At 29.6% G+C, this 16,629-nt stretch carries 17 protein-coding genes; all 17 read left to right on the forward strand.

Going from position 1 to position 16,629, the window contains the following annotated elements; genetic code table 11:
- The first annotated feature begins 2 nt into the window (after window positions 1–2).
- The 17 genes from LOS86_RS07555 to LOS86_RS07635 all read left to right on the forward strand — a co-directional run bounded on the left by LOS86_RS07555 (window position 3) and on the right by LOS86_RS07635 (window position 15,911).
- Complete coding sequence (locus tag LOS86_RS07555; RefSeq protein ID WP_231841498.1) at window positions 3–1,787, forward strand: hypothetical protein; 1,785 nt, start codon at window positions 3–5, stop codon at window positions 1,785–1,787.
- Window position 1,788: 1 nt separating this feature from the next.
- Complete coding sequence (locus LOS86_RS07560) at window positions 1,789–2,295, forward strand: hypothetical protein (RefSeq protein WP_231841499.1); 507 nt, start codon at window positions 1,789–1,791, stop codon at window positions 2,293–2,295.
- A gap of 3 nt (window positions 2,296–2,298) precedes the next feature.
- Window positions 2,299–3,264, forward strand: coding sequence for a ligand-gated ion channel (locus tag LOS86_RS07565; RefSeq protein WP_231841500.1), 966 nt, complete (start codon window positions 2,299–2,301; stop codon window positions 3,262–3,264).
- Window positions 3,265–3,270: 6 nt separating this feature from the next.
- The gene (locus LOS86_RS07570; protein ID WP_231841501.1) at window positions 3,271–3,567 is read left to right on the forward strand and encodes a DUF6804 family protein; all 297 of its coding nucleotides are present in this window, start codon (window positions 3,271–3,273) and stop codon (window positions 3,565–3,567) included.
- Complete coding sequence (locus LOS86_RS07575; RefSeq protein ID WP_231841502.1) at window positions 3,564–4,364, forward strand: endonuclease/exonuclease/phosphatase family protein; 801 nt, start codon at window positions 3,564–3,566, stop codon at window positions 4,362–4,364. The genes LOS86_RS07570 and LOS86_RS07575 overlap by 4 nt, the downstream gene beginning before the upstream one ends.
- Before the next feature lie 406 nt (window positions 4,365–4,770).
- Window positions 4,771–6,591, forward strand: a complete 1,821-nt coding sequence (locus LOS86_RS07580; protein WP_231841503.1) for a DUF262 domain-containing protein — start codon at window positions 4,771–4,773, stop codon at window positions 6,589–6,591.
- Between the two features lie 13 nt (window positions 6,592–6,604).
- Window positions 6,605–7,234, forward strand: a complete 630-nt coding sequence (locus LOS86_RS07585; protein ID WP_231841504.1) for a metallophosphatase domain-containing protein — start codon at window positions 6,605–6,607, stop codon at window positions 7,232–7,234.
- A gap of 54 nt (window positions 7,235–7,288) precedes the next feature.
- On the forward strand, window positions 7,289–8,098 hold the full coding sequence (locus tag LOS86_RS07590; protein WP_231841505.1) for a hypothetical protein: 810 nt from the start codon (window positions 7,289–7,291) through the stop codon (window positions 8,096–8,098).
- A gap of 11 nt (window positions 8,099–8,109) precedes the next feature.
- Window positions 8,110–8,328 carry a DUF6140 family protein gene (locus LOS86_RS07595; RefSeq protein ID WP_231841506.1) on the forward strand — a complete coding sequence of 73 codons (219 nt, stop codon included), beginning with the start codon at window positions 8,110–8,112 and terminating at the stop codon, window positions 8,326–8,328.
- A gap of 172 nt (window positions 8,329–8,500) precedes the next feature.
- Window positions 8,501–9,295 carry a hypothetical protein gene (locus LOS86_RS07600; RefSeq protein WP_231841507.1) on the forward strand — a complete coding sequence of 265 codons (795 nt, stop codon included), beginning with the start codon at window positions 8,501–8,503 and terminating at the stop codon, window positions 9,293–9,295.
- Between the two features lies 1 nt (window position 9,296).
- Window positions 9,297–9,761, forward strand: coding sequence for a hypothetical protein (locus tag LOS86_RS07605; RefSeq protein ID WP_231841508.1), 465 nt, complete (start codon window positions 9,297–9,299; stop codon window positions 9,759–9,761).
- Window positions 9,762–9,789: 28 nt separating this feature from the next.
- Window positions 9,790–10,575, forward strand: coding sequence for a hypothetical protein (locus tag LOS86_RS07610; protein WP_231841509.1), 786 nt, complete (start codon window positions 9,790–9,792; stop codon window positions 10,573–10,575).
- Window positions 10,576–10,585: 10 nt separating this feature from the next.
- Window positions 10,586–10,867 carry a hypothetical protein gene (locus LOS86_RS07615; RefSeq protein WP_231841510.1) on the forward strand — a complete coding sequence of 94 codons (282 nt, stop codon included), beginning with the start codon at window positions 10,586–10,588 and terminating at the stop codon, window positions 10,865–10,867.
- Window positions 10,860–11,774 (forward strand): ADP-ribosylglycohydrolase family protein, encoded by a 915-nt coding sequence (locus tag LOS86_RS07620; protein ID WP_231841511.1) that lies wholly within the window; start codon window positions 10,860–10,862, stop codon window positions 11,772–11,774. The genes LOS86_RS07615 and LOS86_RS07620 overlap by 8 nt, the downstream gene beginning before the upstream one ends.
- Window positions 11,775–11,777: 3 nt before the next feature.
- Window positions 11,778–12,317, forward strand: a complete 540-nt coding sequence (locus tag LOS86_RS07625) for a hypothetical protein (protein ID WP_231841512.1) — start codon at window positions 11,778–11,780, stop codon at window positions 12,315–12,317.
- A 1,263-nt stretch (window positions 12,318–13,580) separates the two neighbouring features.
- Window positions 13,581–13,850 (forward strand): helix-turn-helix domain-containing protein, encoded by a 270-nt coding sequence (locus LOS86_RS07630; protein ID WP_231841513.1) that lies wholly within the window; start codon window positions 13,581–13,583, stop codon window positions 13,848–13,850.
- 1,419 nt (window positions 13,851–15,269) lie between these two features.
- Complete coding sequence (locus tag LOS86_RS07635) at window positions 15,270–15,911, forward strand: DUF6266 family protein (RefSeq protein ID WP_231841514.1); 642 nt, start codon at window positions 15,270–15,272, stop codon at window positions 15,909–15,911.
- The last annotated feature ends 718 nt before the right edge of the window (window positions 15,912–16,629 follow it).

Genomic DNA, 16,629 nt, shown 5'->3' on the forward strand with positions numbered 1-16,629 from the left:
CAATGGAAAATACAATTGAAAATATTTTGAATATTGAGTCTTTTGTTGGTGAAGACGGGAATAGCTATGTAAAAATAACTAAAGAGATTCTTACTCCAAGAAAAACCTATTTAAAAGGTACTATCTCTGGAAAATATAGAGGAACTCGATTAGTTGGTTATTCTAGTTATGAAGATTTATTTGATTTCGAAATATATGAAGCTGAAGTAAATTGTAAGTCAAAAGACGATGTAAGGAAAAATAAATCCTTTGAATTTCCTAATGATTTTAAAGGAATAAATGTTGATTCAATTTCTGGAAATGTTTTCCCAAAAGACAAATTACCATCGACGTTACCTGTACAAATGTTATCTGATGGTAAAAGCTTTGGTATTAATTTGTTAGAACCAAAGCTTTATGAATTTGAAATAATTCGAAAATTACATCAAACTGAAGGTGATGAAGTATTTGGTTCCTTTAATGCTTATGTAACGGGGTATGTTTTTGATTATGAAAGTGAAATAGTAGAGGAAATTAAAGAGCAATTAAATAATGGAAGAGATGAAGACAAAGATGAGAATAATGATTTAATAACGGATAATAAAGTTTGCGAATCAAGTAAAGTTCCAACAGGTAGAACCAACAGAAAGGGAGATTATATAAGTAAAGAATATCGTTGTAAGCATCACAATGATACCGTTTGGGATGATTATATTTATAAACCAGAAAAGCCTATTACAGAAACTGGTGGCGGATGCTTTTCGAGCATTTTTAGTATTTTATTGTTAATCATAGGACTCTTTTTATTGATTAAATTTCTTCCAGGACTTTTATATTTAATAGGCTTCTTTATAATAATTTCTTTAATTTCCTTTTTAGAACCAGTTCTTAGATGGATTTTTAGGATTTTAGGTCCATTATTATTAATTGCATTTATAGGTTCATTAATTTACAATTTTAGTAAGAGTGGAGGAGGTAGAAATTTTTCTCCTATACCATCAAGTACAGATGTTCCAAGGGAAACAACACCTATAGTTGAACCTTTACCAGTTGTTGAAAATGAAACAGATAATTACAACCCAATTGATTCTACTCAAGTAGTCCAAGAAAAAAATGACAGTATAATAACTCGATATAGACAATGGAAAGATTATAAAGGAAATGTTTACGAAGGAACCTATCAGATTAAATTGAGTGACTATAGAAAAGCTTCGTTTTTTAAAAATAATTTGGGCTTAAATGACCAAAGCATAAAAAATTATGATCAAATAATACATAATTTAAAAGAGAATGATAAATCTAAATTAAATGGTTTGTATCGCATGTTTGATAGTATTCAAAATGCTAATCAATTGAATAAAAATCAATTTGCAGAAATGGTTGTAACGTTTGTTCAGGATATACGCTATGCTTTAGTTTTATCTGATGGGTGTGATCCATCATTGTATAACGACCGTTTTACAAGAAACTACCTTTTAAATAATAAAGGTTTTTGTGATGGAAATCAGAGATTTGGAATTAATACTCCAGTTGAATTTTTGACGAATTTAAAAGGAGATTGCGATACTCGAACACTTTTACTTTATACAATTTTGTCACACTATAACTATGATGTGGCAGTAATGAGCAGCGAGTTTTATGGTCATTCCATTTTAGGTATTAATTTGCCCTATAATGGTTTAGCCTATAATTATAAAAATCAGAAATACATTTTGTGGGAAACTACAGCATTGGGAGCAAAACCAGGTATAATTTCGAATGACATTTCAAATACTAATTATTGGAGAATATCCTTAAAATCAAAATAATATGAATAAACAAAGTCTTTTTTTTACTTTTATTGTAGCAATAGTAACATTACTTATTGCATTGAACCTAATTTCTATTCTAGCAAAAAAGAAAAATATTAATACAACTAATTTAAGACTAAATACTAGCTTATCCTTATGGTATTTATCAATTTTATTACCTTTTTTCTTGTTACTAAAGGTTTCTTTAGAGATGATTGAAAATTCAATTGAAGTACTTATATATTCTGCTACATCTGAAAATACATTTTTAGCAGTAATGGAAAAAATACTTGTCTACGTTGGTTTGTCTTTTGTGTTTTCTGTTATTGTTTATTTGATTACTGAAAAATTAATCACATTCTCTTTTGGTAAACGACAAGATTCTATTGAAATTGAGAATAATAATTATTCTTATTTCATTTTTAAATTGAGTTTAGCAACATTATTAGTTTATAGTCTTTTATCAGTTTATGAACATTTTTTAAGATGGTTTTTACCTGTAGTTGAAACTCCTTTTTATCATTAAATAATGAAAAAAGTAATTTTAATATTATATTTAATTATCCCACTTATTTCATTTTCAAAGAATAGTAATGGTGTAAAAGACACCCTAAAGGTTGGGGTTTATGTTGATAATATTTATGATATAAATTACTTAAATTCAAGTTATAAAACTATTTTCTATGTTTGGTTTATTTCAACAAAAGAACTTAAAACAGATAACATTAATAAAGATATTTCAAATTTTTTAGATGTTGATAAATTAATAGAATACAATTCATTACTTGTTGAATCAAATTTAATAAAAGATAGTACAAGTAATAAATATTATTATTTAAATAAGATTAATGCCACAATTTTAAACAATTTAGATGTTTCAAAATTTCCATTTGATAATCAAAAGCTTACTATTTATTTAGAGTTAAATACACATTATAAAGGAGATTTTGTTGTTTTATTAGATAAAAGAAATTCTAAGATTAAACCTAATTTTATTGATAAATGGGAAATAGGTAAAGTTGATTTTAAATATGATTCTAAAAATTGGGATTCAAATTTTGGGGATATTTTAAATGAAAAATACGAGTTAGATGCTATTAGTATAAATATTCCTCTTTACAGAGAATCATGGACTATTTATTGGAAGTTATTTGTAGTACTTTTTATTTCTTTTTTCTTGACATCTATTAGTGTTTTTATACCAAATAAGAATAGTGAACAAAAACTTTCATTGATAGTAGGTTCTCTTTTTACTGCGATAGGGAATAAATATATAACAGAGTCTTATTTACCAATATCTGATCAATTTAATTTGTCAGATAAATTACATTTAATTACTTTTATTTTTATTGCTTTTTTTTCAATTTATGCGATATTTGAACAGAGAGCAAGATTAAAAGATGATTTTAAAAAAGATTTTTATGTATTTGTAATATCAATAGTGATTTATATATTATTTATTTCGATAACTACTTATTCTTATAGTGATAATTAATATTTTATGGAAAAACTTTTAAAAATATTCTTGTTTATTTTCCTCTTCGGTTGTCTGATCGACTTTCCTTACGGCTATTACCAATTCGTTCGTTTTGCTGCTTTAGTTGGGTTTGGTTATTTAGCTTTTAACGCAAATGAACAAGGGTACAAAAATGAAGCTTTTGTTTATTTGGCATTGGCTGTATTATTTCAACCTTTTATTAAAATTGCTCTTGGTAGAACTATTTGGATTATTGTGGACGTAATGGTTGGAATAGGATTGATTGTATCCTTATTTTTCCCTAAATCCAAAACTAAATGAAAATATTTTTAGTCCTAATTCTTTTCATAACAAATCAGTTTTACTCACAAGTTAAGTTGATTTCTTGGAATATTGAGAATTTAGGAAGTTCTAAATCACCAACAGATTTAGTATACATGGCCAATCTTCTTAAAGATTATGATGTTGTGGCCTTACAAGAAGTAGTTGCTGGCAATGGTGGAGCTCAAGCTGTTGCCAAATTAGCAGATGAACTTAATAGAAAAGGTTCTAAATGGGATTATGTAGTAAGTAATCCTACAAGTAGTAGTGCTTACAAAACAGAACGCTATGCTTTTATTTGGAAAACCAATAAGGTAAAAAAAATAGGGGAGGCTTGGTTAGAGAAAAAATACCATTTAGAAATTGATAGAGAACCTTACTATTGCACTTTTGATTGTAACGGAAAGCAGTTTACCATTGCAAATTTTCACGCCATAACAAAAAGCAGACAACCCGAAACTGAAATCAAATATTTTAAGTTTTTACCCGAGCAATATCCAAAATTGAATTTACTTTTTGTTGGTGATTTTAATTGTCCACAATCACATTCCGTATTTAATCCTTTGAAGAAAATGGGATATGTTAGTGTTTTTGTCAATCAAAAAACTTCATTAAAAAAAGAATGTACTAATGAAGAATGTTTGGTTTCTGAATTTGATAATATTTGGTACAATAGTTCAAAAATAACGATAAGTAATCCCAAAGTAATCCATTTCTATTCATCTTTTGCAACATTAAAAGAGGCAAGAGAAATATCAGATCACATTCCAATTACAACAGAAATTATTTTTAAATAGTAGATAGTTTACAACTTGTTGTTTTTACATAATTACATTGAACTAATAAAATTTAATCGTCATTAAAATATAAACGACACCTTATGACGTTATGAGGTTGTAACTTAGCAAAATGAAATTCAAAAGTGTAGAATAACAATTAAAAAATTTCATTTTTATGGAAAAGAAAACATTATCGATTTTTTTAGAGGAAAAAATTTTGCAAACCCCCGATTATCAAATATAATATGCATGGGAAGCAAAACAATAGAAAGGTTTTGTCCATGATATTGATTCACTAATAAAGTATAAAATCATTAGCCATGCTCATTTTAGAAATGAAATGATTGAAGAAATAAATAAGTTGAAAAACATTTACAAAAATTAGTTTATTGAATATCGTTAAAAAAATTAAAGCAAGATTAAAATGAAAAATATTAAGAAACTTGAAGACATCTTCAATGCAAATAAAATAATAGTTCCTCCCTATCAAAGAGCATATGCTTGGGAAGAAAAACAACTAAATCAATTTATCAATGATTTATTAGATATTGATGGAAAGGAATACTACTATGGTCATTTTATTTTTGAAGAGGGAAATGATGCTAATTACGAAGTTATTGATGGCCAACAAAGACTTACAACTTTTATTTTGTTTTTAATGATTTGTGGAACGTATGATATAAGTAAAAACGAAAAAATTAAAACATTAATTTCAAAATTTGATACTGTTGCGTACGATAGTATCAATTTTAATTTAATGAAAGAAAACATTCATTATAAAGAGGATAATTATGATTTTACTGATTTTAATATAGATAATTCTGATTCTAATCACACATTATCTATTGAAAGAATGTTATTTGCATTGAATTTTTTTAAAAAAGGATTTAAAGACGAAAAGTTAAAAACAGATAATATTGATAGCTACTTAAATACTTTATTAAATGCACATATTTCAGTACATTCAACAAAAAGTAAAGCAGTAGCAGTTCAAATATTTGAGTTGCAAAATACAAGAGGTATAAATTTGAGCCTATTAGAAAAAGTAAAAGCTAAACTTATGAAAGCTGTTTATTTAGAATTGAATGATGATTCAAAAATTATAATAGATAGGATTCAAAGTGAATTTTCAGAAATTTTCAAATACGAAGAAAGTTTAGATAACAATAATTTTAGAGGTGATTTACACTTGGATGAAATCTTATTGTATCATCTCAGAATTATTGACGATGGTTTAAAATTAGAAGAAAATAACCCAGATTTTTGGAATCCAAGCACTAATAATAAAGAAGAATCGATATTAAATTATATAGATAAAAAATTGACTGATAATGCGGTATTTTACGCTGAAAATCTTGTCAAAAAATTATCAAAAACGGTAAAGTTTTTAAGTCAAGATATTACATTACTAGACAGAGAAAATAGACTCATAGGCGATACGATAATTCTTAGTAAGTTTTATAGTTTAGAATTGTTTATTTTATTTTTTCACAAATTTGAAAATAATTATATCGATATTTTTTCGAATTCAAAAATACTAACTCTTTGGGAAAAACTATTATTTACTTGTGATTTTCATTGGAAATACCATGGTAAAGTTTATAGAAATAATTTTGAAGCCTTATTTTCTGCAGTATTAAGTTGTGTTACTATAGATGAAGTAGAAGAGAAGTTACAATATTATGTTAATTCAGGGTTTAGACCTGAGTTATTTGAAGATAGAAATTTACAAAAAACAGTTTCAGAATTTATTGCTAACCACAGGGAAGATATAATTAATAATGCTTTTCATTTTTTTAATGGAAAAATGGTTTACACACTTTATAAATATGAGATTGAAAAGTTTGATAATGATCAAAAAGTAGATTTGTTAAAACTAAGAGAAATATTAAAAAAAGGTCGTTCTGTAGAACATATTCTCCCACAAAGTTGGGAATGGAATTGGATTTGTGCCGATGAGAATAATATTAGTGAAGAAGAAAGAATATTTAATGCTAAAATTCAAAAAATTATTAATGGAATTGGAAATCTTCTTTTAATATCTCCTACTGAAAATTCTTCTTTAAGTAATAAGCATCCAAAAAATAAAATTTATAAATCGTGTAATGGAGGTTCCTATGAATTACATAATCAAACATTGATAAATTGGGAAAATTATGAAAACTGGGAAAATAATATTTTGGATCGAGGTAAATTAATATATAATTTTATGAATGAGTATTTTGATTTTAAAATTAAAATTTAAGATTAATTAATCAATGCAAATCACCACCCTATCTGACACACACGGTCTTCACCATCAGTTGCAATTACCTGGTGGTGATTTACTTATTCATGCTGGAGATGTTTGCAATAGAGGTACACAAGAAGAAGCTACAAATTTTATCGATTGGTTTGAAAAGCAATCGTATACTTACAAAATTTTTATAGCAGGAAACCATGATTTCTTTTTTGAAAATTTTACCCAACAAGAAATTCAAGATATTCTACCTAAAAACATTTTCTATCTAAACGATACCGGAATTGAAATCGATGGAATTAACATATGGGGGTCGCCTATAACTCCAGAATTTCACAATTGGGCATTCAATAGAAAAAGAGGGGAAGAGATAAATAAGCACTGGCAATTAATACCAAACAATACAGATATATTAATTACTCATGGACCCGCTTTTGGCATATTAGATAAAACAATGCATAATCTAAATGTTGGTTGTGAAAAATTACTAAAAGCTGTAAAAAATATACAACCTAAATATCATGTTTTTGGTCACATACATGAAGCTTTTGGCTCATTGAATGAAAAAGAAACTACCTATATAAACACTTCTTCTTTAGACTTGTTTTATAAAATAAGAAATACCCCTTTTTTTCACTTTACTTTTTAAACGTCGTCTTTTGGCGCTTTCTCAAATTACTTTTGAAAAAGTAAATTTAAAAAGATGAAATTAGTATACCACTTACCACACCATTTAACTTATAATCATTCGACTAAAACTTTTGTCGAATTATCATTTGAAGAAGTCACGAGCTATTTAAAGTTAATTTACAGGGATATAGAAGCTTTTCAAAAATATTTTTTGAGTAAAATGGAGTTTATACCCAATCTAAAATGTATTGAACTCGAACTTGGTAAGAAATTCAAAAATGCATCCCCATTAACAAATGAACAAATTAATAATTTAAAGAATGAAGAAATTCAATATTTAGCAAGTTTTTATTATAAACATTCTTTCCCTGAACAAGTTAATAACTACAATAAAAAGAAGCTTCAGCATAAGATTGCTATGAATTTAAGCAAAGACCAAGACAATTATCATCCTGATTTTTATTGGATCGGACCACCAGCATCTTTATCTGAATTAGTGCAAAACAAACATCCAGTTACCATTAATAAGATTGAACTTTATGAAATAACCGAAACCTATAACTACATTGAAATTGAAATTAAAAAAATTAAAAAATTAAAACTGCATCAGAATACTGAATTTTTAATCTGTAACAGTTGTAATATCGAAAGTATAGAATTAAACAATAAGCTTAAACTTTTAGAAGCCAATGAAAATGAAATTAAAGAAATTGAATTTAATAATGAGCTGATAGAAGCAACCTTATGGGAAAATCCATTAGAATACATAAAAATTAATGAAAGTTTAAAATCACTTTGGCTTTCACATCCAAATAATTACAATGTAATAATAGATAATTCAATCAACAATAAAGAAGTAGAAATCAATTATAATATTAATTAAACATAAAAAATATGGCAAATCTTTTTAGAATTACGGCAAAACGAAATGACAAAACAACAAAGGTTAATTTAACTAAAGGTATGTATGTAGAAATTGCAACCACTACTGGAAAACCTTACAGTAAAAATCATTTAGATAAAATATGTGAATTATTTGAAAATAAATACGGAACTATGTGCACAAAGGGGTATGTGAGTTTTAGTGATTTTGAAATTGTGAAAATTAATTGATAATAATGTTGTAATATAAAAATATCAACTACCCCAAATAGTGTCTAACTTTTTGGGGTAGTTTTATATATCTCATATTTTTTTGAAATGTTAAATTTAAATTAATGTTTTTTTTAACATTTTTATTCGTAATATATTTAAGTTGGTACCACTCCTGAAAATTTTTACAAATATGAATTCCAACTATAAAATCATCGCTTTAGACCTCCAAAACGCCACACTTGAAAATCTAAATCATTGGTTTCTTACTACTGATTTTATAACGGCTGAAGCAACAAAGGATTACTTGCGTTATCGAGTAAAAGATGAGGAAAATACTATTCATTTAATTTATATTATCAACGACTTTTTATTCGGTACTACTAGTAAAGAGGATTATCCGTTGATTGATATACCGGAATATTTAATTAACGATATTGTTGAATATTGTATACCCATCCAATTAAGTGAAATCGAATCCTATCGTTCTCTAATTATTGATTGGATTTTTAATACCGATACAACCAAATCAAAGACGGCATTCGAAATCAAAACCTTTCAAAAATATACCGTCGATTTTGATGAAATGATCTTTCCGCATTTCATTTCATGTGTTACTTGTATAGATGTGGAAGAACTGGGTTTTAATTTGAAAGAGTTTTTCCAACCGCTGAATCAAAAGTTCAAAGCCATTCATACGGAGTTCAAAAAATACTATCCCAGCACACAATATTTACATGAAGTCAAACTAACAAAAATTTATATCCTTGAGAAATACATTTTAGGCTATAGTTTCCGTTTAGAAAATGAACCTTACGAGCATTTCTTTTATAACATCCATTTGGAAAGTTTGCTGCACCAAATCATTCCTTTTCAATTTGATGATAAAGCAAAACTTACTTTAGATAGTATATTGGAAAAAATTAACCGAGTAGGTATTGAAAATTTAACCAAAGAAGAACAAGAATTTTTAAACAAACAAAAGTAATATGGTAAGAATTTCTCATCCCTTAATTTATCATGGTGAACTAATCACTCATTACAATGGCTACAACAGAAAGATTAACCAATCAGAACAACATTTAACAAGCCAACGAATTAAATTTATAACAAGCCAAGCACTGAATGGTGGCGAAGAAGCCAATTATTGTTTTGAATTTAAACTTTTAAACAGGAAATTTTTAATGGTATTAGACCAAGAAAAATTATATGAAATTTTAGAAGACGGAGAAGACAAAGTATATGTTTTGCTCACAGAATCTTGGTTTTACATTTTAAAGAGCTTTGAAGAAGGTAAAAAATATGTAACCCAAATTACGCTTACCTTGCATTATGAGTACACCCCACAAGCAGAATTTCATGAAAATTTTGACGTGCAACTTAATATGAGGAATGAACTAGAAGTTAAAAATTGGTTCAGTCAAATTAGACCTCGTGAGGAGGAAGAAATGTAATAAATAGTAACTTTAAATTTTTAAAATTATGCCAGTAGAACACAAATTTTTGAATCACAATAATTGGAAAAACGGCTTTTGGACAGAAAATGCAATTTTAAAAACTGATCATTACAAACCTGAAGTTTTATTTTTGGGTACTTTTAATCATGGTTTTGAATGGAATACTTCTGATTTTTTTTATGGAAGAGGAATGTATATGTGGACAATTATGTCAAATTTATTCATCCACAATGAAAATCATTTAATTCAAAGAAGATCAACAAATAACAATATTCCATCATTAGATCAAATTTTTGAAATCTGTAAAAAAGGAAAAATTGTTTTTGCAGATTTAATTAAAGGTACAAAAGATGGTATTCAAACAATTGTAAACCAAAACCAAAAATGTGTAATTGTACAAAAAGGCGATAATCAATATTGTTGGCATGATTATAAAGATAATTCAATACTTGACTTGATGAACCTTGGTTTTATAGATGATAATGTTGAAGAAATAATAAATTACATTAATAATAATCAATCGATTAAATTTGTTTATTGTACTTTCAAATCTGGTGAGTTATTTTTAGAAATGATTGAAAAGATTAGGAGAAGTATTAGACCTGATGTTTCAATTGGACATATATTTACACCAACAGGTAATGGATTCGGTAAAAATTTGCAAATTCCATTTAATGAAAGAGCTTGGTCCATATCTCATTGTTGGGTAAGGAATAATTTGGGAAATGATGTTTTAATTAATAAAGAAGGGTATTCACATTTAAACCATGATTGGTTAAGAAGTTGTGGTGTAAATCCATTAAATTTTTAATTCACTCTACATGAAAGATTTTATTTTAGAAAAAAAAGCTACAAATTCTCACTTAAAAGGAAATATAAACATTAGTAAAGTTCCAATTAATTTATTACCAAAAGTAAGTGAAATAGTTAAAATTGTTTTAGGTGATGATATTAGCCATTCAAATTTTGTTTATGCAAAAGGATATAGAATTAATAATGTTTTAATTGGTAATTGGTTACAACAAAACAATATTGGTGTAGGAAACACTTTTTATATTAGAATTATTAATAACAATACTTTTGAATTTTTAATTAATGCTTAACCACCTCCAAACCATCCTCATCGGCACCGCAGTAGGTGATGCACTTGGTGTTCCAGTGGAATTCCAACCACGAGGTTATTTAAAAGCAAATCCAGTAACCGATATGCGTGAATACGGAACTCACGAACAACCAAAAGGTACTTGGTCTGATGATACGTCATTAATGTTGTGTTTGGCAGAAAGCATGGTGGAAGGTTTAGACATTAATAATCTAGCCCTAAAATTCATCGCTTGGAAAAATGATAATCTTTGGACACCCCACGGTTGGGTATTCGATATTGGCATAGGAACACGTATCGCCATAGAGCGTTTAGAAAACGGAATGACACCGGAATTAGCAGGCGGTTTAGATGAAAGGGACAACGGCAACGGTTCGTTAATGCGAATTTTACCTTTGGTACTTCATATCAAAGACCTAGATATTGAGGAGCGTTATGATTGGACCAAAAAAATATCTTCTATTACCCATGCACACGTTCGTTCCGTTTTGGCTTGCTTGTATTATTTGGAATTCGCTAAAAAAATCATTGAAGGAAAAGATAAATTTCAAGCCTATAATGAACTACAATCGGAACTAACACAGTATTTCGAACAAAGGAAAATTAATCCCATTGAAATCCATAAGTTTCATCGTTTGCTAAACGAAGACATTACAAAAGTGAACGAAGACAATATCAAGAGTTCAGGTTACGTTATCGATACATTGGAAGCTGCTATTTGGTGTATACTAACTACCAATAATTATAAAGATTCGGTTTTAAAAGCAGTAAACTTAGGTCACGATACTGATACTACAGGAGCAGTAACAGGTGGGTTAGCTGCTTTAATTTATGGAATGGATACAATTCCAACAGAATGGATTAATACGTTAGCTAGAAAAGACGATATTATTAACTTAACCTATTAACTTATGAGAGCAATTTTTACAGTAACAACAGTTCTTTTGTTATTCTTATTATCCAGCTTCACTGATAATAATGTGACATTTTTTGAAAATAAAAAGGTTAAAATTTATTCGAATAATAATGGTATTCGCGTCAATTATAAATTTGAAAATTTTGAAGATAGTGAATCTATTAAAGTTGATTTTTTTCTTTATGATGCTTCTAAAAAAGTAATAGGTTCTGAAAGTTTCACTAAAAACAAATCATTAATTGACGACTATATTGCAAAATACATGAATAAAGCAGTTGAATTACATAAAGGAAAACATGATATTGAAGTAAATGAAGAGAACTTTAAGATAGTTTATGAGAATAAGAACAACAGATTGGTATTCTATTATTACAAAACAAAAATTCACGGTTCAAAAACATTAAGTAAATCTGGAAATTATGAAAAGAAGCGAGACGGAAGCTGGTATTATCATGGTGAAGGAAAATATTTGATAGATATTTACATTAATGACAAACAAGTTCTTTCAAAACATTTTATTGTAAATTCTGATTAAACTTAAGGGTAGAGGTACTACTTGTTTTAGAATGGGAAATGTGTAGTATACTATTATAAAAGGAAAATATTTATTGAATTTCCAGTATTTTCAATAAATTCTCCGCAGGGTAAAACCGGTTCAGAAATGAATCGGTTTTTTTTATGTTTTTTTTTAACACATAGGCTCATAGTTTTTACACCGAGATGCACCGAGTTTATTTTGAATTGGATTGTGTTGAGAGAGCTACACCGAGCGTTTCACTTATTTGAGTTATCTAACCGCACAGTTTGTCATGCTGTAAAGCATCTCTTGGATAAGTGATTGATGATGGGTGATGGGTGATGGGTTGGCTTTTGCTTCGTAAAGCTTTGTGTTCTTTGTGCTTTCTTAGTGCGCCTTGTGGTTGAGATTTTACACAGAGCTTCACCGAGTTTCTTTTTATTTGGATTCCGTTGAGAGAGCGACACAGAACGTTTTACTTTTTTTGGAACGCGGATGAAACGGGTCCGACTAGGTGGAACGCTGGTGGTGACGGATTTTTTAGTTACCTTTTGCCTTCGAGAGCCTCAGGTAACGGCTAGAGTAGTTCTAATAGCATACTGAATGTTATAAATATTCTTAGAAGGAATTGTCCCTTTGAGGGTTCCGACTATTCGGAATACAGGGGTGTTTGACTTATGATTTTACACCGAGCTTCACAGAGTTTCATTTTTTTCGGATTGCGTTGAGAGAGCTACACCGAGCGTTTCACTCTTGAAATTGAACTTGCCCTTGTTTTGGAACGCAGATTAAAGAAATTGAAATAATCTTTAAAATTTTAATTACTACATTATTTCTTAGTAGGAATTGTCCCCTTGAGGGGACTTTAGGGGTGTTTGACTTATGATTTTACACCGAGATGCACCGAGTTTCTTTTTATTGGATTGTGTTGAGAGAGCTACACAGAGCGTTCCACTTATTTGTGTTTTCTAACCACAAAGTTGACAAGTGATAATTTGTTACATACTTTTTTACACCGAGCTGCACTGAGTTTCTTTTACTTGGATTGTGTTGAGAGAGCTACACCGAGCGTTTCACTTTTGAAATTGAAATTGAACTTGCCCTTGTTCTTGTTCATGTTCATGTTCTTGTGCTTGAAATTTTTGCGTTAGCTGTTGAAAACTATGTGCTATTTTTTTACAAGTTATCTTTGTTTTGAAAGCATTTTTTAGCACTTTTGTCAAAAGCCAAAACAAATTTATAAGTGAAAAAATAATAGTCGTTTAACAATTATAACCCTACATGCCTGTGCGATCAGAAGTTGAAATTTTACAAACCCAAGTAGAGGAATTAACTAAAACAGTTTTACAATTAAAAGAACAAGCCAATAACGATATTTGGTACGATAATGCAGATGTCCTAAAATTGTTTAACATTAGCGATTCTACTTTGTTGCGTTATCGTAAAGAAAAGAAAATTCCTTTTACTAAACTAGGAGGGCGCTATTTGTATCCAAAAGCTTTCTTTACTAAATCTCTTATGGAGAAATTAGAAAACAAGCATTTGCTTTAAGTTTTCGTATTCTTGCTTCCCCAAGCTTTTTTTCTAATAGCAATTAGAACTCCTTTCTTCAATTCATACGTGTAAAATATTTTACATTCTTTCCTTTCTATAGTACTTATTTTTATTTGCTTTCTATATTTCTCTATACAATTTTCAAAAGCAAAAATTAGCATTTTTCCTTTTAAAAATCACTCAAAATGACGGTTGTGTTATCTCGTTGCTAATGTCTATAAGCTACTTTCATGCGTCTTTTAATTCATAATTCCACTAGCGTCAATTCGAGTGTTTTGTGTTAGTAAAGCCATAGATTTACAAATACAAAATGTATCGAGAACTAATGAAAATGTATCGTTTCTACAGTTCTCGATACAATTTTCAAAAGCAAAAATTAGCATTTTTACTTTTAAAAATCACTCGAAGTGACGGATGAGTTATCTCGTTGCTAATGTTATAAGCTACTTTCATGCGTTTTTTATTTCATAATTCCACTAGCGTCAATTCGAGTGTTTTGTGTTGGTAAAGCCATACCATAGATTTACTAACACTAAATGTATCGAGAACTAATGAAAATGTATCGTTTCTACAATTCACGATACAATTTTCAAAAGCAAAAATTAGCATTTTTACTTTTAAAAATCACTCGAAGTGACGGATGAGTTATCTCGTTGCTAATGTTATAAGCTACTTTCATGCGTCTTTTAATTCATAATTCCACTAGCGTCAATTCGAGTGTTTTGTGTTGGTAAAGCCATAGATTTACAAATACAAAATGTATCGAATACTAATGAAAACATATCGTTTCTACAATTCACGATACAATTTTCAAAAATAAAAACTAGCATTTTTCCTTTTTAAAATCACTCGAAGTGATGAGATTGAGTTGTACTGTTTCAAGAGCTTTTTTCTAGTACTGGTTGTTTCATATTTGAGTCTTTAATTCATAATTCCACTAGCGTCAATTCGAGTGTTTTGCGTTTGTAAAGCCATAGATTTACAAATACAAAATGTATCGAGAACTAATGGAAACATATCGTTTATATTGGAATATCGTTCCTTTTTTTCATTTTCCTTCTTATCTTATTTCTAATTTGTTCGAAGAAACTGCTGTTTTTACGAAGCGTGTTCGAACAACGTTCGAACAAACTACGAACAAAACCCCCTTAAAATCACACCCAAGCTATCATTGACTAGCAATTCCTATCAAAACACGTCAAAAGACGTCAAAAACCGTCAAAAGGTGGCAAAGAAGGGCATAAGTTGGCATACCCTAGCAAAACGTATCAAATACTTTTAAATAACGTTAATTCATTGCAAGTTAATAAGTTAGCTTTGTTTATAAAAAGCCTTACTTTATCTTTGTACTCGTTCTTTGATAGCGCGCATCAAAAACAAAATATTTAATAATAACAATTAAAATTTTTAAAAAGTATGGGTACATACAACAAAGGCATCTTAGGTGCATTTTCAGGAAAAGTAGGTCCGGTGGTGGGCGCTACATGGCGTGGTAAAGAGGTAATGCGTAGTTTACCTAAAAAGAGTAATCGTTTGGCAACAACGTATCAGCAGCAACAGCGAAGTAAGTTTGCCATGACTACCGAATTTCTAGGCGGGGTACAACCTGTAATTAAACGCTATTTTGGTAGTAATGCTGGTTTGAAAACGCGACGCAATCAAGCAATGTCGTATTTAATGAAAGAGGCTATTGTGTTTAATGATCCTAATTATGAGTGGGATTACACTAAAGTCTTAATTAGTAAAGGCGACTTGCTAGGGATTAACAACGGAGCTGTTACCGCTGGAACCGGGCAAAACTTAGATTTTAGTTGGACCGACAACAGCGGACAAGGCGAGGCAATGGCAACTGATAAGCTTGTAGTAGTGGTTTACGAACCTACTTCTAAAGCTACGGTGTACAGTTTGAATGCTGGGAGTAGAAGTAGTGGAAGCGCTACTCTTGAATTGCCCAACTTCTTAAGCGGATTGGAAGTACAAGTATGGGCAACATTTGTTTCTTCTAATGATGCTTTATATGCCACCAGTTTGTACTTAGGTGCCGTAACCGTGGGTTAATCTTAGTTTTGATTAGTGTTCGTACATGCGATTAACAAACACCCTGCTAGTGATAGTGGGGCGTTTTTTTATTTTCAAGTTTTTGGAACACAGATTGAAGAAATTTAAATAATTTTTAAAATTTAAATGGATAGAAATCTCTGAAAATGTTTTGACTCGAGTGTCATCCTGAGCGAAGTCGAAGGCTAATGAAAATGTTTTACACCGAGCTGCACCGAGTTTCTTTTTCCCGAAGCTTCGGGATGGATTACGTTGAGAGAGTTGCACAGAGCGTTCCACTTATTTGAGTTTTCTAACCGCATAGTTTGTCATGCTGTTAAGCATCTCTTGTATAAGTGATTGATGATGGGTGATGGGTGTTAGTTGATGGGTTGGCTTTTGCTTCGTAAAGCTTTGTGTTCTTTGTGCTTTCTTAGTGCGCCTTGTGGTTAAGATTTTACACCGAGCTACACGGAGTTTCTTTTTTTGGATTGCGTTGAGAGAGCGACACAGAGCGTTTCACTTTTTTTGGAACGCGGATGAAACGGGTCCGACTAGGCGGAACGCTGATGTGACGGATTTTTTTTATTGCCTTTTGCCTTCGAGTGCCTCAGGCAACGGCTAGAGTAGTTATAATAGCATACTGAATGTTATAAATATTCTTAGTAGGAATTGTCCCCTTGAGGTCCCGATAGCTATCGGGATTAGGGGTGTTTGACTTATGATTTTACACCGAGCT

The sequence above is a fragment of the Flavobacterium cyclinae genome (genome assembly GCF_021172145.1).
GTDB classification, from domain to species: Bacteria; Bacteroidota; Bacteroidia; order Flavobacteriales; family Flavobacteriaceae; genus Flavobacterium; species Flavobacterium cyclinae.